Below are 17,608 nucleotides of genomic sequence, written 5' to 3'. Positions count from 1 at the left end.
ATGAACACCATGACCTTAACGCCGGGCCATTTGAGTTTTTCACAACTGCGCGAGGTCTGGCAGCAGCCGGTTAAACTGCGCCTCGACCCCAGCGCCATTGATGGTATTAACGCCAGCGTGGCGTGTGTCAACACGATTGTCGCCGAGGGACGTACGGCCTACGGCATTAACACCGGTTTTGGCCTACTGGCGCAGACGCGCATCGCGGATGACGATCTGCAAAACCTGCAACGTTCGCTGGTACTGTCGCATGCGGCAGGCGTGGGCGAAGCACTGGATGACGCGCTGGTGCGTCTGATTATGGTGCTGAAGATAAACAGCCTTGCGCGCGGCTTCTCCGGCATTCGACTCAGCGTGATAGAAGCGCTGATTGCACTGGTTAACGCCGAAGTCTGGCCACACATTCCGGCAAAAGGGTCTGTGGGCGCCTCCGGCGATTTAGCGCCGCTGGCCCATATGTCACTTACCCTCCTGGGGGAAGGGAAGGCGCGCTGGCAGGGGGAATGGCTGCCGGCGACGGAAGCGTTAAAAAAAGCCGGGCTGGAGCCGATTACGCTGGCGGCAAAAGAAGGGTTGGCGCTGCTTAACGGTACGCAGGCGTCGACGGCGTTTGCGCTGCGCGGACTGTTTGAAGCGCAGGAACTGTTCGCGTCAGCCATCGTGTGCGGATCGTTAACCACCGAAGCCGTACTGGGATCCCGTCGCCCGTTCGATGCGCGGATCCACGCCGCGCGCGGACAGCGGGGGCAGATTGACGCGGCGGCGCTGTATCGTCATGTACTGACACAGACCAGCGCGCTGTCGGCGTCGCACCACAATTGTGAAAAGGTACAGGATCCGTATTCTCTGCGCTGTCAGCCGCAGGTGATGGGGGCGTGTCTGACGCAGATGCGCCAGGTGATGGACGTACTGCTGGCGGAAGCCAATGCGGTCTCCGATAACCCGCTGGTTTTTGCTGAGCAGGGGGACGTCATCTCCGGCGGTAACTTCCATGCCGAACCGGTGGCGATGGCGGCGGATAATCTGGCGCTGGCCATTGCTGAGATCGGCGCGCTTTCCGAACGCCGTATTGCGCTGATGATGGATAAACATATGTCGCAACTGCCGCCATTCCTCGTCAAAAACGGTGGGGTGAACTCCGGCTTTATGATTGCCCAGGTGACGGCGGCAGCGCTCGCCAGTGAGAACAAAGCGCTGGCGCATCCGCACAGCGTGGACAGCCTGCCAACGTCGGCGAACCAGGAAGATCATGTCTCGATGGCACCGGCGGCAGGGCGCAGGTTGTGGGAGATGGCGGCGAATACTCGTGGCGTACTGGCCGTCGAGTGGCTGGCGGCCTGCCAGGGGATCGATTTACGCGAAGGGTTAACGTCAAGTCCGCTCCTGGAGGAGGCGCGAATCGCGTTACGTAAGCAGGTTGCGCATTATACCCAGGACCGTTTCTTCGCCCCGGATATTGAGCGTGCGACAGAATTGCTTGCGCAGGGGACCTTGCTGCAGCTTGTGCCGGCGTTTCTTTGAACAGCGCCGGATGGCGCTGACGCTTATCCGGCCTACGAATTCCTCCCGTAGGCCGGATAAGACGCGTGAGCGTCGTCATCCGGCACAACACGATCAACTGAACATCGCGGTAATCGACGCGCTGGCGAGCGAGTGGAAATGGACGTTAAATCCCACCATCGCGCCGCTGGCACCTTCATCGACGTCAATTTTGTCCACATCCAACGCGTGAACGGTAAAGATATAGCGGTGGGTTTCTCCTTTTGGTGGCGCTGCGCCGCCGTAGCCCGCTTTACCAAAGTCGGTACGCGTCTGGATAACGCCGTCGGGCAGCGCGACCAGGCCGGAGCCAAAGCCCTGCGGCAGTACCCTGGTGTCAGCGGGAATATTGGCCACTACCCAGTGCCACCAGCCGGAACCGGTTGGCGCATCCGGGTCAAAACAGGTCACGACGAAACTCTTCGTTCCGGCAGGCACTTCATCCCAGGTCAGATGCGGAGAAAGGTTATCGCCGTCATAGCCCATACCGTTGAAGACATGGCGCTGGGGAAGCTTTTCCCCGTCGCGCAGATCGTTGCTGATTAATTTCATGCACTCTCCTTCATTCTCGCTAAAAAGTGTCGCCAGAAACCTCACAGCTTACCGTGTATTATGCGTTAAAAAACGTTTCTTCGCGCACAGCGTCGTTCACTGCCTGCGTCAGTCGGCGCAGTTGTGCTGGCTGAATGAGATACGGCGGCATCAGGTAGATGAGCTTGCCAAACGGACGGATCCACACGCCCTGTTGCACAAAGAATTTTTGCAGAGCCGCCATGTTGACGGGATGCGTTGTTTCCACCACGCCGATCGCCCCCAGCACGCGCACATCTGCCACCCACGGCGACGTTTGCGCCGGAGTGAGTTCCTGGCGTAGTTGGGCTTCAATGGCCGATACCTGCGCCTGCCATTCGCCGGATTCCAGCAGAGACAGACTGGCAGTTGCCACCGCGCAGGCCAGCGGATTGCCCATAAACGTGGGGCCGTGCATGAAACAGCCCGCTTCGCCGTCGCTGATGGTTTCCGCCACCTGGCGGGTGGTCAGGGTGGCGGAGAGGGTCATCGTCCCGCCGGTCAGCGCTTTACCCAGGCACAGAATATCGGGCGCGATCCCGGCGTGTTCGCAGGCAAACAGTTTGCCCGTGCGGCCAAATCCGGTTGCGATTTCATCAGCAATCAGCAGAATGCCTTCCCGATCGCACATTTTGCGGATACGGCGCAGCCATTCCGGATGGTACATGCGCATACCGCCAGCCCCCTGGACAATCGGCTCAAGGATCACCGCCGCGATGTCATGACGATGCGCTGCCATCAGGCGCGCGAAGGCCACCATATCGCGCTCATCCCACTCACCGTCCATCCGGCTTTGCGGGGCGGGGGCAAACAGGTTTTCAGGCAGATAACCCTTCCACAGGCTGTGCATGGAGTTGTCCGGATCGCAGACCGACATCGCGCCGAAGGTATCACCGTGATAGCCGTTTCGAAACGTCAGGAAGCGCTGACGTGATTCACCCCGCGCCTGCCAGTATTGCAGCGCCATTTTCATCGCCACTTCCACCGCGACGGAACCGGAATCGGCGAGGAACACGCACTCAAGCGTCGCGGGTGTCATGGCAACCAGTTTTCGGCACAGGTTGACCGCGGGGGCATGCGTGATCCCGCCGAACATCACATGGGACATGGCGTCAATCTGCGTTTTCATCGCCGCATTGAGCTGTGGGTGATTGTAGCCGTGAATCGCAGCCCACCATGACGACATGCCATCAACCAGGCGCTCACCGCTGGATAAAATCAGTTCGCAGCCCTCGGCACGTTCAACAGGATAGACCGGCAGCGGGGACGTCATTGAGGTGTAGGGGTGCCAGATGTGGCGCCGATCAAAAGCGATATCGTCCGTTGTCATAATCGACTTGTAAACCAAATTAAAAAGTTTTAGGTTTACAAGTCTACACCTTTATCACCACAAAAAGTATAAAATTATGACCACTCATTCTCGCTGGACGCTGTCGCAAGTCACCGAATTATTTGAGAAACCGCTGCTGGATCTGCTGTTCGAGGCGCAGCAAATCCACCGTCAGCATTTCGACCCTCGTCAGGTACAGGTCAGTACGCTGTTGTCGATCAAAACCGGCGCCTGCCCGGAAGACTGCAAATACTGCCCACAAAGTTCGCGCTATAAAACAGGTCTCGAATCTGAGCGGCTGATGGAAGTCGAACAGGTGCTGGAATCGGCGCGTAAAGCAAAGAACGCCGGTTCTACCCGTTTCTGCATGGGGGCGGCGTGGAAGAACCCGCACGAACGTGACATGCCGTATTTGCAGCAAATGGTTCAGGGAGTGAAAGCGATGGGGCTGGAAGCCTGCATGACGCTCGGCACGCTCGATGAGTCTCAGGCGCAGCGCCTGGCGGAAGCGGGTCTGGACTATTACAACCATAACCTCGATACGTCGCCGGAATTTTACGGCAATATCATCACCACCCGTTCCTACCAGGAGCGTCTCGACACGCTGGATAAAGTGCGCGAGGCCGGGATCAAAGTTTGTTCCGGCGGCATCGTCGGTCTGGGCGAAACGGTGACAGATCGTGCCGGGCTACTTCTGCAACTGGCAAACCTGCCGACCCCGCCGGAAAGCGTACCCATCAACATGCTGGTGAAGGTGAAAGGCACGCCGCTGGCGGATAACGACGACGTCGATGCGTTTGATTTTATTCGCACCATTGCCGTGGCGCGTATCATGATGCCGACCTCTTACGTCCGTTTGTCCGCCGGTCGCGAGCAGATGAATGAACAAACGCAGGCCATGTGCTTTATGGCCGGGGCCAACTCCATTTTCTACGGTTGCAAACTGCTCACCACGCCAAACCCGGAGGAGGACAAAGATCTGCAGCTCTTCCATAAGCTGGGGCTGAATCCACAGCAGACCGCGGTCCTCGCGGGGGATAACGAGCAGCGTGCGCGTCTCGAACAGGCGTTGCTGACGCCGGATACCGATGATTACTACAACGCGGCTGCCGTATGACCTGGCAACAGAAAATCGACGATGCGCTGGCGGCGCGTCGTTCGGCAGATACTTTGCGCCGACGTTACGCGGTCGCGCAGGGAGCCGGTCGCTGGCTGGAGGTGAATGACCGGCGTTATCTCAATTTCTCCAGTAATGATTATCTGGGCCTAAGCGACCATCCGCATATCGTTCGCGCCTGGCAACTGGGAGCGGAACGGTTTGGGGTCGGCAGCGGCGGCTCGGGCCACGTCAGCGGTTATTCCATCGCCCACCAGCAGCTGGAAGAGGAACTGGCCGACTGGCTCGGCTATCCCCGCGCGCTGCTGTTTATCTCCGGTTTCGCCGCAAACCAGGCGGTGATTACCGCGCTAATGGAAAAAGATGATCGGATTGTTGCTGACCGCCTCAGCCATGCTTCGCTGCTGGAAGCGGCCAGCCTGAGTCCAGCCCCGCTTCGCCGCTTTACCCATAACGACCCGTCGCATCTCGCGCGCCTGCTTGACGCCCGCTGTTCGGGACGACAGCTGGTGGTGACTGAGGGGGTGTTCAGTATGGATGGCGACAGCGCGCCGCTGGCGGAAATTCAGCGTGCTGCACAGGCGCACAGGGCCTGGCTGTTGGTGGATGATGCCCACGGTATTGGCGTGAATGGAGAAGAGGGACGCGGAAGCTGCTGGCAGCAGCGGGTAAAACCGGAATTGTTGGTCGTGACGTTCGGTAAAGGCTTTGGTGTCAGCGGTGCGGCGATCCTGTGCTCTGAAAGCGTTGCTGATTATCTGCTGCAGTTCGCCCGTCATCTGATTTACAGCACCAGCATGCCGCCTGCGCAGGCGATGGCGCTACAGGCCTCGCTTTCGGTGATTCGCAGTCAGGACGGTGACGCACGCAGGGAGAAACTGGCGAAGCTTATCCAGCGCTTTCGTTCGGCAATCAATCATGCCGATTTCACGCTGGCGCAGTCGCACAGTGCCATCCAGCCGCTGATTGTCGGCGATAACGCACGCGCTTTGCAGCTGGCGGACACCTTACGCCATCAGGGCTGCTGGGTCACGGCTATCCGGCCACCGACCGTGCCCGTTGGCACGGCCCGCCTGCGCCTGACGATAACCCAGGGGCATGAACCTAAGGATATCGATCGTTTGCTGGAGGTGCTGCATGGGACAAGTGAATAAGCAGGCTGTCGCGGCGGCGTTTGGCCGCGCGGCAGCGCACTATGAGCAGCATGCCACATTGCAGCGCCTGAGCGCTGACGCGTTGCTGGCGCAACTGCCGCATCGCCCGTTTTTGCAGGTGCTGGATGCCGGCTGCGGGCCGGGGCGTCTGAGCTGCTACTGGCGCGAGCGGGGCAGTCAGGTTACCGCACTGGATCTCTCTGACCGGATGCTGGACGAGGCGCGTCGTCAGAATGTGGCGCATCACTACCTTGCCGGAGACATCGAGTCGCTGCCGTTAGCCAGCGCGACGTTCGACCTGGCCTGGAGCAATCTGGCCGTGCAGTGGTGTGACAGTCTGCATCATGCGCTAAGCGAACTTTACCGGGTCGTACGTCCTGGCGGCTGTGTGGCTTTCACCACGCTGGCCCAGGACTCGCTGCCAGAACTTCATCAGGCCTGGCGCGCGGTGGATAACCGGGCGCATGGCAACCGGTTTTTATCTTGTGAGGCCTTGTGTGATGCGATGCGCGGCTGGCAGGGAGAGCATCAGTCGATCTCCCTGACGCTGGAGTTTGATGACGCCCTGAGCGCCATGCGCTCACTGAAAGGTATCGGCGCGACCCATTTGCACGAGGGGCGCGCGTCGGGCGTTTTAACCCGCTCGCAGTTGCAGCAGCTGCAGCTGGCCTGGCCCCAGCGGCAGGGGAAATATCCTCTGACCTACCATCTTTTTGCAGGAGTGATTGAACGTGACTAAACGTTATTTTGTTACCGGCACCGATACGGAAGTCGGTAAAACCGTCGCCAGTTGTGCGTTATTACAGGCGGCGCGCAGTCTGGGCTACCGGACGGCCGGATACAAGCCGGTGGCGTCCGGCAGTGAAATGACGCCAGAGGGATTACGCAACAGTGACGCCCTGGCGCTTCAGCGCAACAGCGGTCTGGCGCTGGAGTATGCGGCGGTGAATCCTTACACCTTCGCGGAACCCACTTCGCCGCATATCATTAGCGCCGATGAGGGGAAACCGATTCGTGCTGACGTGCTGTCAGACGGGCTACGCGCGCTGGACGCACAGGCGGAATGGCTGTTGGTAGAAGGCGCAGGCGGTTGGTTTACACCGCTTGCGGAGGATTATACCTTCGCTGACTGGGTTCAGAGTGAACGGTTGCCGGTGATCCTGGTCGTTGGCGTGAAGCTGGGGTGTATTAACCATGCCATGCTGACAGCGCAGGCTGTAGAACAGGCGGGGCTCCTGCTTGCCGGATGGGTGGCGAATGACGTTACGCCGCCGGGAAAACGCCACCCTGAGTATATGGCGACGCTTCAGCGGGTTATCCCTGCGCCGCTGTTGGGTGAAATCCCGTGGCTGGCGGCCGGAGCTGAAAATGCGGCCACAGGACAATATCTGGATCTCTCTTTGCTCTTGGATGAGTAAAACGCAAAATTGCGAGCAAGATCTCGCCTGCCAGGGGCACTCCGTTAGCTGATAAAAATCAAAATTTAGCGATAATTTTTTTTTATGTGCGTCCTGGCGGGTCGAACCGGGAATTTGCCAGGCGGCAGACCATACGGCCTGCAGGCAGTTATCCACCATTCCTGTGGATAACCTTGTGTATTAGAGTTAGAAAACGCAGGGCAAGCGAGAGAATACGCGGCTTCCAGCCGAATTGATGCGAAAGACGGCTTTACAAAATAGTCTTTGTTTTACAGCTCGTTAGATAAAATCAATGGCTGTCATATTGTGGTCATTGAATGCAATAAAACTTTCATAACACATCTTGACAATGTTAACGAAGTCATTGGTCTGGGGATAAACCCGCTTCCTGGTATAATATCTTGTCAGCGATGAAATTTTAGCCGTCTCCGATCCGATTTTATCACGCGTAACACAAATATTATGAGGCGTTACTGTTTTTTCATCCAGTATATTTTACTGGCAATATTATCTTCTGCGAGTAAAATTACACACCTGCCCGCCCATTCCTTCAGGTAGCTGCTCATGAGTAAACCGTTCAAACTGAATTCCGCATTTAAACCTTCCGGCGATCAGCCTGAGGCAATACGACGCCTGGAAGAGGGACTGGAGGACGGCCTGGCGCACCAGACGCTGCTTGGCGTAACGGGGTCAGGGAAAACGTTCACTATCGCCAATGTGATTGCCGATCTACAGCGCCCGACGATGGTGCTGGCACCCAACAAAACGCTGGCGGCGCAGCTGTATGGCGAAATGAAAGAGTTTTTCCCGGATAACGCCGTCGAGTATTTCGTCTCTTACTACGACTATTATCAGCCGGAAGCGTACGTTCCCAGCTCTGATACCTTCATCGAAAAGGATGCGTCGGTGAACGAACACATTGAGCAAATGCGTTTGTCTGCCACCAAAGCATTGCTGGAGCGCCGTGACGTGATCGTCGTGGCGTCCGTTTCTGCTATCTATGGTCTGGGCGACCCGGATTTGTATCTGAAGATGATGCTGCATTTGACGGTGGGCATGATTATCGATCAGCGCGCCATTTTGCGTCGACTGGCCGAACTGCAATATACCCGTAACGATCAGGCTTTCCAGCGCGGGACTTTCCGCGTGCGCGGTGAGGTGATCGATATCTTCCCGGCGGAATCCGACGATATTGCACTGCGCGTTGAACTGTTTGACGAAGAGGTGGAGCGTCTGTCGCTGTTTGATCCGCTGACCGGGCAGGTGGAATCCACCATTTCGCGCTACACCATCTACCCTAAAACGCACTACGTGACCCCGCGTGAACGCATTGTACAAGCGATGGAAGAGATCAAAGTCGAACTGGCCGATCGTCGCAAAGTCCTGCTCGCCAATGACAAACTGCTGGAAGAGCAGCGTCTGAGCCAACGTACTCAGTTTGATCTGGAGATGATGAACGAGCTGGGCTACTGCTCAGGGATTGAAAACTACTCGCGCTTTCTGTCAGGACGCGGGCCGGGTGAGCCACCGCCGACGTTGTTTGACTATTTGCCCGCCGACGGTTTGTTGGTGGTGGATGAGTCCCACGTGACTATCCCGCAGATTGGCGGGATGTATCGTGGCGACCGCGCGCGTAAAGAGACGCTGGTGGAGTATGGTTTCCGTCTGCCGTCGGCGCTGGATAACCGCCCGTTAAAGTTCGAAGAGTTTGAAGCGCTTGCACCGCAAACGATCTATGTTTCTGCGACGCCGGGCAATTATGAGCTGGAGAAATCAGGCGGCGATGTGGTTGATCAGGTCGTGCGCCCGACAGGGTTGCTGGATCCGGTGATTGAAGTACGTCCGGTAGCAACGCAGGTAGACGATCTGCTCTCTGAGATCCGCAAACGTGCGCAGATCAACGAACGTGTCCTGGTAACCACGCTGACTAAACGGATGGCGGAAGATCTCACCGAGTATCTGGAAGAACACGGCGAGCGGGTGCGCTATCTGCACTCGGACATCGACACCGTAGAGCGTATGGAAATCATTCGTGACCTGCGTCTGGGCGAGTTTGATGTGCTGGTGGGGATCAACCTGTTGCGTGAAGGTCTCGACATGCCGGAGGTGTCGCTGGTGGCGATTCTCGATGCTGACAAGGAAGGGTTCCTGCGTTCCGAACGTTCGCTGATTCAGACCATTGGTCGTGCGGCGCGTAACATTAACGGCAAAGCGATTCTCTACGGCGACAAAATTACGGCCTCAATGGCGAAGGCGATTAGCGAAACCGAACGCCGTCGCGAGAAACAGCAGCAGTACAACGAAGAGCACGGCATTATCCCGCAGGGCCTGAATAAAAAAGTGGTCGATATTCTGGCGCTGGGGCAGAACATTGCGAAAACCAGGGCGAAGGGCAGAGGCAAGTCGCGTTCCTCGGCGGCGTCGGATGTGGTCGAACTGGACATGACGCCAAAAGCGCTGCAGCAGAAAATTCACGAGCTGGAAGGGCAGATGATGCAGCATGCGCAGAACCTGGAGTTCGAAGAGGCCGCGCAGATTCGCGATCAACTGCATCAGCTGCGTGAACTGTTTATCGCGGCTTCGTGAGAGACTACCGGATGGCGGTGCAGCAATGCACCGTTTACCGCAGGGCCTGTACGGCTTTCTCCAGCGCGTTGTGTAATAACTGGCGGTCATGGCGATAGGGAATATCGCTGGCCTCCAGCACTTCCTGAATGACCACCCGGTCACTGACGGCAGAGATATCTACCTTCGGCCCCACGATAACCGCATCAACGACTTTCTTGCCAACGTACTGCTCCATAATGGTTAGCTTATCGATAAGCGTCAGGCTTGCGGCCGGGATGCTCAGTTCCCGACCCAGATTACCGATATAAACCATGGGTGCCTGTGTGCGACGCAGCGCCTGCGCAAGATCGTCCAGCAGCAGGATTGGCATCAGGCTGGTGTAAAAGCTGCCCGGGCCGATAATAATCAGGTCGGCGTCGTTAATCGCCTGCACGGCTTCCCGGGTGGTAGGCACCTTCGGCGACAGCATCAGCTCCTGCAACGGTGAGGTGAGCTGATCGATATTCACCTCGCCGTACACTTCATGCCCCTGATCGTCGATCGCCATCAGGTCAACAGGCAGCTCCGACATAGGGATTAAATGTGCATCCACTTTCAGCAGATTACGAATTAAATTGATGGCTTCCAGAGGCCGCACGCTCAGGTGATCGAGCGCCTTTAACATCAGATTTCCGAGGTTATGACCGGAAAGTTCGCCATTCCCGGCAAAACGGTATTCAAACATGGCGGAGGCGACGCTCGGCTCGGTAATCAACTGATTGAGACAGTTGCGCATATCGCCCCAGGCGATCCCCCCTTCTGAACGGCGAATACGGCCCGTCGAGCCGCCGTTATCGGTGGTAGTCACGATACCGGTGAGGCGTGAACCCAGGGATGAGAGGGAAGAGAGAACGCGCCCTAATCCATGCCCTCCGCCGAGAGCAACGACACGATCCAGGTCAGCCAGCGTACGATTGCGCATAAAAATTCCTGATGTCAGATTTACCGCGCTACAGTAGCGCAAACAGGGGCTTTTCAGCAATTCGCCCGCGGCGAGTTGAGAAAATAAATTCTGCCACACTACCCCTTTAAGGTGATGCGCGCCTGACAGCGAAATGATGTACATCAATGCAAAAGTGCTATTTTCGCTTATTCTGTAGCGAAATAGCACGATCATGACGCTATATACATGATTATACAGCGTTAAGTGTGAATGGCATAATGCGCCTTTACACGCTAGTATCGGCATAACCACAGTAAACACTCTAGCCTCTGCACCTGGGTCAAATGATACGGTGCTTTGGCCGTGACAACGCAAACGCATTGCCACCAGGGCGCAGGAAGAAATGACTTCGCCTCCCGTATTTGGAAAGGTGTACATGGCCACACAACTGACCGATGCTTTCGCACGCAAGTTTTATTACTTGCGTCTGTCGATTACCGACGTGTGTAACTTTCGTTGCACATACTGTCTGCCGGATGGCTACAAACCCGGCGGCGTCACGAATAAAGGTTTTCTCTCCGTCGATGAAATTCGTCGGGTGACCCGCGCCTTTGCCAACCTGGGCACTGAAAAAGTGCGCCTGACCGGTGGTGAACCCTCCCTGCGCCGAGACTTTACCGACATCATCGCCGCCGTGCGTGAAAACGACGCGATTCGCCAACTGGCGGTGACCACTAACGGCTACCGTCTGGCACGTGATGCCGCCCACTGGCGCGATGCTGGCTTGACCGGCATTAACGTCAGCGTTGATAGCCTTGATGCGCGTCAATTCCATGCGATTACCGGGCAGGATAAATTCCGGCAGGTGATGGCGGGTATTGACGCCGCGTTTGATGCCGGCTTTGAAAAGGTCAAAGTGAACACCGTGCTGATGCGCGATGTGAACCATCATCAGCTCGACACGTTTCTCGACTGGATCCAGACGCGTCCCATTCAACTGCGCTTCATTGAACTGATGGAGACGGGCGAGGGCAGCGAACTGTTCCGCAAACATCATATCTCTGGTCAGGTGCTGCGTGATGAACTGCTGCGTCGTGGCTGGATCCACCAGCTACGCCAGCGCAGCGATGGTCCGGCGCAGGTCTTCTGTCACCCTGATTATGAAGGTGAGATCGGCCTCATCATGCCGTATGAAAAGGATTTCTGCGCCACCTGCAACCGACTGCGCGTCTCCTCTGTGGGTAAACTTCATCTCTGCCTGTTCGGTGAGGGCGGCGTCAGTCTGCGCGATCTGCTGGAAGACGATGCGCAGCAAGACGCGCTGGAAGAGCGTATCTCGCTGGCGTTGCGTGAGAAAAAGCAGACCCATTTCCTGCACCAGAACAATACGGGTATTACCCAGAACCTCTCATACATAGGCGGTTAACACCGCTTTGAACAAGGAGTTTGCCATGAGTCAGGTAAGCGCTGAATTTATCCCGACCCGCATTGCTATTTTGACGGTATCGAATCGTCGTGGCGAAGAGGACGACACCTCCGGCCATTATCTGCGCGATGCCGCGCAGGAAGCGGGACATCAGGTCATTGATAAAGTGATTGTCAAAGAGAACCGCTACGCCATTCGCGCGCAGGTTTCGGCGTGGATAGCCAGTGATAAGGTACAGGTGGTGTTGGTCACCGGGGGCACAGGTCTGACCGAAGGCGATCAGGCCCCGGAAGCGCTGCTGCCGCTGTTTGACAGAGAAGTGGAAGGTTTTGGCGAAGTGTTTCGCATGCTGTCGTTTGAAGAAATTGGCACTGCCACGCTGCAGTCGCGCGCGGTGGCGGGCATGGCCAACAAAACGCTGATTTTTGCGATGCCCGGTTCTGGCAAAGCCTGCCGCACGGCCTGGGACAATATCATCGCGCCGCAACTGGACGCCCGTACGCATCCCTGTAATTTTCACCCACATCTGAAGAAATAAGCATGTCGCAACTGACTCACATTAACGCCGCTGGTGAAGCGCATATGGTGGATGTGTCCGCAAAAGCGGAGACCGTCCGCGAGGCGCGCGCTGAAGCTTTTATCACCATGCGCAGCGAAACGCTGGCCATGATTATTGACGGTAGCCACCATAAGGGCGACGTGTTCGCCACCGCGCGCATTGCCGGGATTCAGGCGGCAAAACGTACCTGGGAGCTGATTCCGCTGTGCCACCCGCTGCTGTTGAGCAAAGTGGAAGTACAACTGCAAGCGGAGCCCGAGCACAACCGTGTGCGTGTTGAATCGCTATGTCGCCTTACGGGAAAAACCGGGGTGGAAATGGAAGCGCTCACGGCGGCGTCTGTGGCCGCGTTGACCATTTACGATATGTGCAAAGCGGTACAGAAAGATATGGTGATTGGCCCGGTTCGCCTGCTGGCGAAAAGCGGCGGTAAGTCTGGCGATTTTAAGGCGGATTCGAATGATTAAGGTTTTGTTCTTCGCCCAGGTTCGCGAACTGGTGGGTACCGATACGCTGGACGTGGCGGCTGATTTCCAGACGGTAGAAGCGCTGCGTCAGCATCTGGCGGCTAACAGCAATCGTTGGGCGCTGGCGCTGGAAGACGGCAAGCTATTGGCGGCAGTCAACCAGACGCTGGTGAGCTTTGATCATCCGCTGACAGCCGGCGATGAAGTGGCTTTCTTTCCCCCGGTTACGGGAGGTTGAGATGGCTGAAACGAAAATTGTTGTCGGGCCTGCGCCGTTTAGCGTAGGGGATGAATATCCCTGGCTGGCGGAACGCGACGAAGACGGTGCGGTGGTGACCTTTACCGGTAAAGTGCGTAATCATAATCTTGGCGACAGCGTGAAGGCGCTGACGCTGGAGCACTATCCGGGGATGACGGAAAAAGCGTTGGCGGAGATTGTCGATGAGGCGCGTACGCGCTGGCCGCTGGGACGCATCACGGTGATTCACCGGATTGGCGAGCTGTGGCCGGGCGATGAGATCGTCTTTGTCGGCGTGACCAGTGTACATCGCAGCAGCGCGTTTGAGGCCGGGCAGTTCATCATGGACTATCTGAAGACGCGCGCGCCGTTCTGGAAGCGTGAAGCCACACCAGAAGGAGAGCGCTGGGTGGAAGCTCGTGACAGCGATCGTCAGGCGGCGAAACGCTGGTAGCAGGAAATTGTGATACGCTTATCCAGTGTGGTCACTTTCAATCAGGAGATTATCATGGACCGATTTCCACGATCCGAATCAATCGTGCAGGCGCGTTCCGGCCTGCAAACCTATATGGCTCAGGTATACGGCTGGATGACGGTCGGGTTGCTGCTTACCGCGTTTATTGCGTGGTATGCGGCCAATTCCAGTGCGTTCATGGAGTTGCTTTATACCAACAGAATCTTTTTCTTTGGTCTCGTCATTGCGCAATTAGCTGTGGTGTTTGTCCTGTCGGGGCTGGTCAACAGACTCAGTGCGGGCGTGATGACGACATTGTTTATGCTCTATTCCGTCCTCACCGGCCTGACGCTTTCCAGCATTTTTATCATTTATACCGCCTCCTCGATCGCCAGCACCTTCGTGGTCACCGGCGGGATGTTTGGTGTGATGAGCCTGTGGGGATATACCACGAAGCGCGATCTGAGCGGCTGGGGCAACATGCTGTTTATGGCGCTGATCGGCATCATCCTGGCCTCACTGGTGAATTTCTGGCTGAAGAGTGAAGCGCTGATGTGGGCAGTGACCTATATCGGCGTGGTGGTGTTCGTCGGGCTGACTGCCTATGACACCCAGAAGCTAAAAAATATCGGTGAGCAGATCGATGTCCGCGACAGTTCCAACCTGCGGAAATATTCGATTCTCGGCGCGCTTACGTTGTATCTGGACTTTATCAACCTGTTCCTGATGCTGCTGCGTATTTTAGGCAATCGCCGCTAATTCCAATGGGCCGGTTGGCGTTGATGCCATCCGGCCATTACATCACTTCGCCATCGCCTTTTCGTTTTTCGCTCGTAGTTTCTTCGCCCGACTCTCCAGCAGCAGATAACTAATTAGCGCCAGTAAAAGCGGGACAAAGTAATACAGCACGCGGTAAGCAAGCAGGGCGGCAATGATGGTGCCTTGCGACGTGTGTTCCCCCGCCAGCAACGCGATAAAGACCGCTTCCAGTACGCCAATCCCTGCCGGAATGTGGACAATCACCCCCGCGATACTGCTGACCAGCAGCACGCCGAGCACGAAAAAGTAGTTCACCTCCTGCCCCAGCAACAACCAGATGATCGCTCCCATCACCATCCAGTTGGTACTGGAGATAGCCATCTGGGCCAGCGCAAATTTCCATGACGGCAGCACCAGTTTCTGTCCTTTGATCGTCATGTGACGGCGTTTTGCGAAGGCGCAGAACCACAGATAAATGACGATGATTAACAGCAGTGCCACGCCCAGAATACGCAGCGTGCCTTCATCGATATACCAGTGCGCGGGCAATTGCACAACGCCGAAGGTGAAGATGATCCCGCCAAGCAGAATGTAACCCAGCCAGTTGGTGGTGATGCTGAGAGAGAAGATGCGGGTGATCGTGCCACCCGGCAGGCCGAGTCGGGAATAGAGCCGATAGCGCATGCCAATACCACCGACCCAGGTACTGAGCGTCAGGTTAAAGGCGTAGCAGATAAATGACACCAGCATCACCTGTCGCTTTGCCAGCCGGTGACCACAATAGGCGCGTCCCAGCAGATCATAACAGCCATAGAGCAGATAGCTGAGGATCACCAGCCCAACGGCGCTCAGTAATGCGACCCGGTTATAATCGCGAATAACCGTCCACACATCCTCCCAGTTGACTTTCCTGGCGTAGACGACCAGCAGCACAATCACGGCGATAAAAAACAGCCAGGTGAGAATTTTTTTCGCTCGCCGCCAACGCGGATGTGATTTTGCCATCAGGGTTTGGCTCCTGTGTTCTGTACTTCCACCCGATCCTGCGTTTCCATCTCGGGTTGAGCGGGGGGATCAACCTGCGCCAGACGGGGGGTATGGGCGGGAAGCCAGCCGACCAGCGCCGGGAAGTGGCGTAAGAAATGGAACGCCAGCACGCTTTTGGTCAGGTTCCACCAGGTGCGTTTCGGCAGCATCGACTCATCTACCCGTTTGCAGTCTTCGGCAATGATCGCGGTGAGATTATCGCGCAGCGTCTGGTTAAACAGGCGATCGTGTACGATCAGGTTGGCTTCCAGATTGAGCGACAGGCTGAGCGGATCGAGATTGCTCGATCCAACCGTCGCCCAGTGGTCATCCATCAATGCCACCTTGCCATGCAGGGGTTTACGTCGGTACTCATAGACCTGGACATCGCCTTTCACCAGATAGTTGTACAGCAGGCGGGCACCCACTTTCACAATCGGCATGTCTGGTTCGCCCTGTACGATCAGTTTCACACGCACGCCCCGTCGGGCGGCCTTACGCATGGCATGCAGCAACCGGTAGCCGGGAAAGAAGTAGGCGTTGGCGATAATCACCTCCCGCCGCGCCTGGGTGAGCATTTTCAGGTAGTGCCGTTCGATATCGTCGCGGTGCTCGTCGTTGTCGCGCCAGACAAACAGCGCCTGCGCCTCGCCGGGCTGGTGGTTCTCTTCAGCACGGTGATGGCGACGCCACCAGCGACGCACCGCACTCTGTCCGGGGAGGTTTTCCACCTCAAACTGCAAAATATCGGCGACGACAGGGCCTTCCACACGCACAGCGTAATCCTGCTTGGCTTCAGGCCCGTAGTCAGACATATGTTCGTCGGAATAGTTAATCCCGCCAACAAACGCCACCCGGTCGTCAATCACCACAATCTTGCGGTGCATACGGCGAAAGACGTTGGTACGCATACCAAAGATCCGGGGACGCGGATCGTAGTAGCGAAACACCACGCCTGCTGAGGTTAGTTCGCCGACGAACGCGTCGCTCAGGTCCGGCGAGCCGTAGCCGTCCAGCAGTACTTCCGCTTTGACACCACGCTTCGCTGCGGTCAGCAGGGCCGCATGGAGCTGTTTTCCCACGTCATCTTCAAACCAGATGAAAGTCTCCAGAATAATTTTCTGTTGTGCATCGGCAATTGCCGCAAACACGGCGGGATAATACTGGTCGCCGTTTTCCAGTAACTGGATCTGATTACCTTCACGCCAGCCACATTTCATAGATGGATCTCCGCGCTAAGGGGGGCATGGTCAGAGAGATGCCGCCAGTTGCGCAACGGTAGTGCCGCCGGCGAACTGGCATTGGCATTTTTCACGTAAATACGATCGAGGCGCAGCAGTGGCAGACTGGCAGGAAAAGTCCGTGCCGGGCGACCGCGGGCACGGGTAAAAATTTCTTCCAGCCCGGCAACGGCTTTTAAGGGATGGTTTGCCTTCTGCCGCCAGTCGTTGAAATCACCGGCTACCACCACCGGTTCGCCGTCGGGCAGGGCGTTGACCCAGTCCGCCAACAGAGTGAGCTGCGCCTGCCGGTGGGCTTCGCGCAGGCCGAGGTGCACGCACATCACATGAATCGCTTTCCCGAGTTGCGGTGGGACAATGCGGCAATAGAGTACGCCGCGTTTTTCACTGCTCCCGACGGATACATCACGATTTTCATAATATTCAATAGGATAGCGTGACAGTACCGCGTTGCCATGATGCCCCTCCGGGTAGACGGCATTGCGCCCGTAGGCGTAGTCACTCCACATGGTGTCGGCGAGAAATTCGTAGTGCGTGGTATCCGGCCAGTTTTCAACGCGCAGCGGATGGACCTCGTGCGCGCCCATCACCTCCTGCAGACAGACGATATCAGCGCCAACCGTACGAACGGCATCGCGCAGTTCCGGCAAAATGAAGCGCTTGTTAAAGGCGGTAAAGCCTTTATGCGTATTTATGGTGAGCACGTTAAATGAAAAATTTCGCGTCGACTGAGTCATTTTTCTCCTGTTTGCGTCACTCTTCTGATTGAAATAGTGTAGTCGTCGTCACAAAAAGGTGCGGTGTTACGGAATTTTCCGTA

The 17,608-nt window shown here is 56.8% G+C and carries 18 protein-coding genes and 1 riboswitch; of the genes, 12 read left to right on the top strand and 6 right to left on the bottom strand.

Annotated elements, in window-relative coordinates; translation table 11 throughout:
• The gene (gene hutH, locus I6L53_RS14755) at positions 1 to 1,521 is read left to right on the top strand and encodes a histidine ammonia-lyase (RefSeq protein WP_042320498.1); all 1,521 of its coding nucleotides are present in this window, start codon (positions 1 to 3) and stop codon (positions 1,519 to 1,521) included.
• Between the two features lie 93 nt (positions 1,522 to 1,614).
• On the opposite strand, the gene I6L53_RS14750 is transcribed toward hutH, so the two are convergent.
• A complete protein-coding gene (locus I6L53_RS14750; RefSeq protein ID WP_042320496.1) occupies positions 1,615 to 2,091 on the bottom strand; it encodes a kinase inhibitor in 477 nt (158 codons plus the stop codon).
• A 58-nt stretch (positions 2,092 to 2,149) separates the two neighbouring features.
• A complete protein-coding gene (gene bioA, locus I6L53_RS14745) occupies positions 2,150 to 3,439 on the bottom strand; it encodes an adenosylmethionine--8-amino-7-oxononanoate transaminase (RefSeq protein ID WP_042320572.1) in 1,290 nt (429 codons plus the stop codon).
• A 76-nt stretch (positions 3,440 to 3,515) separates the two neighbouring features.
• Between bioA and bioB the strand changes: the two genes are divergently transcribed.
• From bioB to uvrB, 5 genes are all read left to right on the top strand, one after another.
• The gene (gene bioB / locus I6L53_RS14740; RefSeq protein ID WP_042320493.1) at positions 3,516 to 4,556 is read left to right on the top strand and encodes a biotin synthase BioB; all 1,041 of its coding nucleotides are present in this window, start codon (positions 3,516 to 3,518) and stop codon (positions 4,554 to 4,556) included.
• Positions 4,553 to 5,710 carry an 8-amino-7-oxononanoate synthase gene (gene bioF / locus I6L53_RS14735; protein WP_042320491.1) on the top strand — a complete coding sequence of 386 codons (1,158 nt, stop codon included), beginning with the start codon at positions 4,553 to 4,555 and terminating at the stop codon, positions 5,708 to 5,710. The genes bioB and bioF overlap by 4 nt, the downstream gene beginning before the upstream one ends.
• Positions 5,694 to 6,449 (top strand): malonyl-ACP O-methyltransferase BioC, encoded by a 756-nt coding sequence (bioC, locus tag I6L53_RS14730; RefSeq protein WP_042320489.1) that lies wholly within the window; start codon positions 5,694 to 5,696, stop codon positions 6,447 to 6,449. Before bioF ends, bioC begins: the two co-directional genes overlap by 17 nt.
• Positions 6,442 to 7,128, top strand: coding sequence for a dethiobiotin synthase (gene bioD / locus I6L53_RS14725; RefSeq protein ID WP_042320486.1), 687 nt, complete (start codon positions 6,442 to 6,444; stop codon positions 7,126 to 7,128). Before bioC ends, bioD begins: the two co-directional genes overlap by 8 nt.
• Positions 7,129 to 7,692: 564 nt before the next feature.
• Entirely contained in the window at positions 7,693 to 9,714 is a 2,022-nt protein-coding gene (uvrB, locus tag I6L53_RS14720) for an excinuclease ABC subunit UvrB (RefSeq protein ID WP_042320483.1), read from the top strand.
• 34 nt (positions 9,715 to 9,748) lie between these two features.
• On the opposite strand, the gene yvcK is transcribed toward uvrB, so the two are convergent.
• A complete protein-coding gene (gene yvcK / locus I6L53_RS14715; protein ID WP_042320570.1) occupies positions 9,749 to 10,657 on the bottom strand; it encodes a uridine diphosphate-N-acetylglucosamine-binding protein YvcK in 909 nt (302 codons plus the stop codon).
• 267 nt (positions 10,658 to 10,924) lie between these two features.
• Positions 10,925 to 11,067: riboswitch (molybdenum cofactor riboswitch) on the top strand.
• On the opposite strand from yvcK, the gene moaA reads away from it, so the two are divergent.
• The 6 genes from moaA (at position 11,055) to I6L53_RS14685 (ending at position 14,521) form a co-directional block, all read left to right on the top strand.
• The gene (gene moaA / locus I6L53_RS14710; RefSeq protein ID WP_042320481.1) at positions 11,055 to 12,044 is read left to right on the top strand and encodes a GTP 3',8-cyclase MoaA; all 990 of its coding nucleotides are present in this window, start codon (positions 11,055 to 11,057) and stop codon (positions 12,042 to 12,044) included. (Overlaps the previous riboswitch by 13 nt.)
• A gap of 25 nt (positions 12,045 to 12,069) precedes the next feature.
• Positions 12,070 to 12,582, top strand: coding sequence for a molybdenum cofactor biosynthesis protein B (moaB, locus tag I6L53_RS14705; protein WP_042320478.1), 513 nt, complete (start codon positions 12,070 to 12,072; stop codon positions 12,580 to 12,582).
• 2 nt (positions 12,583 to 12,584) lie between these two features.
• A complete protein-coding gene (gene moaC / locus I6L53_RS14700; RefSeq protein WP_042320476.1) occupies positions 12,585 to 13,070 on the top strand; it encodes a cyclic pyranopterin monophosphate synthase MoaC in 486 nt (161 codons plus the stop codon).
• Entirely contained in the window at positions 13,063 to 13,308 is a 246-nt protein-coding gene (gene moaD / locus I6L53_RS14695; RefSeq protein ID WP_042320474.1) for a molybdopterin synthase sulfur carrier subunit, read from the top strand. The genes moaC and moaD overlap by 8 nt, the downstream gene beginning before the upstream one ends.
• Position 13,309: 1 nt before the next feature.
• Positions 13,310 to 13,762, top strand: coding sequence for a molybdopterin synthase catalytic subunit MoaE (moaE, locus tag I6L53_RS14690; RefSeq protein WP_042320472.1), 453 nt, complete (start codon positions 13,310 to 13,312; stop codon positions 13,760 to 13,762).
• 54 nt (positions 13,763 to 13,816) lie between these two features.
• Positions 13,817 to 14,521 (top strand): Bax inhibitor-1/YccA family protein, encoded by a 705-nt coding sequence (locus I6L53_RS14685; protein ID WP_042320470.1) that lies wholly within the window; start codon positions 13,817 to 13,819, stop codon positions 14,519 to 14,521.
• A gap of 42 nt (positions 14,522 to 14,563) precedes the next feature.
• On the opposite strand, the gene I6L53_RS14680 is transcribed toward I6L53_RS14685, so the two are convergent.
• The 3 genes from I6L53_RS14680 to I6L53_RS14670 are packed head-to-tail and all read right to left on the bottom strand — an operon-like array spanning position 14,564 to position 17,525.
• Positions 14,564 to 15,526, bottom strand: coding sequence for a lysylphosphatidylglycerol synthase domain-containing protein (locus I6L53_RS14680; RefSeq protein WP_042320469.1), 963 nt, complete (start codon positions 15,524 to 15,526; stop codon positions 14,564 to 14,566).
• Positions 15,526 to 16,767, bottom strand: coding sequence for a cardiolipin synthase ClsB (gene clsB / locus I6L53_RS14675; RefSeq protein WP_042320466.1), 1,242 nt, complete (start codon positions 16,765 to 16,767; stop codon positions 15,526 to 15,528). The genes I6L53_RS14680 and clsB overlap by 1 nt, the downstream gene beginning before the upstream one ends.
• Positions 16,764 to 17,525, bottom strand: a complete 762-nt coding sequence (locus I6L53_RS14670) for an endonuclease/exonuclease/phosphatase family protein (RefSeq protein ID WP_042320463.1) — start codon at positions 17,523 to 17,525, stop codon at positions 16,764 to 16,766. The genes clsB and I6L53_RS14670 overlap by 4 nt, the downstream gene beginning before the upstream one ends.
• Positions 17,526 to 17,608 lie beyond the last annotated feature (83 nt).

The organism is Citrobacter farmeri, assembly GCF_019048065.1.
Lineage (GTDB): Bacteria > Pseudomonadota > Gammaproteobacteria > Enterobacterales > Enterobacteriaceae > Citrobacter_A > Citrobacter_A farmeri.
This window is presented reverse-complemented; position numbering and strand designations above follow the sequence as displayed.

Coding starts and splice junctions, on each gene's coding strand:
- I6L53_RS14750 (WP_042320496.1), bottom strand. CDS start 2,091: ATGAAATTAATCAGCAACGATCTGCGCGACGGGGAAAAGCTTCCCCAG.
- bioB (WP_042320493.1), top strand. CDS start 3,516: ATGACCACTCATTCTCGCTGGACGCTGTCGCAAGTCACCGAATTATTT.
- I6L53_RS14680 (WP_042320469.1), bottom strand. CDS start 15,526: ATGGCAAAATCACATCCGCGTTGGCGGCGAGCGAAAAAAATTCTCACC.
- bioF (WP_042320491.1), top strand. CDS start 4,553: ATGACCTGGCAACAGAAAATCGACGATGCGCTGGCGGCGCGTCGTTCG.
- moaA (WP_042320481.1), top strand. CDS start 11,055: ATGGCCACACAACTGACCGATGCTTTCGCACGCAAGTTTTATTACTTG.
- hutH (WP_042320498.1), top strand. CDS start 1: ATGAACACCATGACCTTAACGCCGGGCCATTTGAGTTTTTCACAACTG.
- I6L53_RS14670 (WP_042320463.1), bottom strand. CDS start 17,525: ATGACTCAGTCGACGCGAAATTTTTCATTTAACGTGCTCACCATAAAT.
- uvrB (WP_042320483.1), top strand. CDS start 7,693: ATGAGTAAACCGTTCAAACTGAATTCCGCATTTAAACCTTCCGGCGAT.
- clsB (WP_042320466.1), bottom strand. CDS start 16,767: ATGAAATGTGGCTGGCGTGAAGGTAATCAGATCCAGTTACTGGAAAAC.
- moaD (WP_042320474.1), top strand. CDS start 13,063: ATGATTAAGGTTTTGTTCTTCGCCCAGGTTCGCGAACTGGTGGGTACC.
- moaC (WP_042320476.1), top strand. CDS start 12,585: ATGTCGCAACTGACTCACATTAACGCCGCTGGTGAAGCGCATATGGTG.
- moaB (WP_042320478.1), top strand. CDS start 12,070: ATGAGTCAGGTAAGCGCTGAATTTATCCCGACCCGCATTGCTATTTTG.
- moaE (WP_042320472.1), top strand. CDS start 13,310: ATGGCTGAAACGAAAATTGTTGTCGGGCCTGCGCCGTTTAGCGTAGGG.
- bioC (WP_042320489.1), top strand. CDS start 5,694: ATGGGACAAGTGAATAAGCAGGCTGTCGCGGCGGCGTTTGGCCGCGCG.
- I6L53_RS14685 (WP_042320470.1), top strand. CDS start 13,817: ATGGACCGATTTCCACGATCCGAATCAATCGTGCAGGCGCGTTCCGGC.
- bioA (WP_042320572.1), bottom strand. CDS start 3,439: ATGACAACGGACGATATCGCTTTTGATCGGCGCCACATCTGGCACCCC.
- yvcK (WP_042320570.1), bottom strand. CDS start 10,657: ATGCGCAATCGTACGCTGGCTGACCTGGATCGTGTCGTTGCTCTCGGC.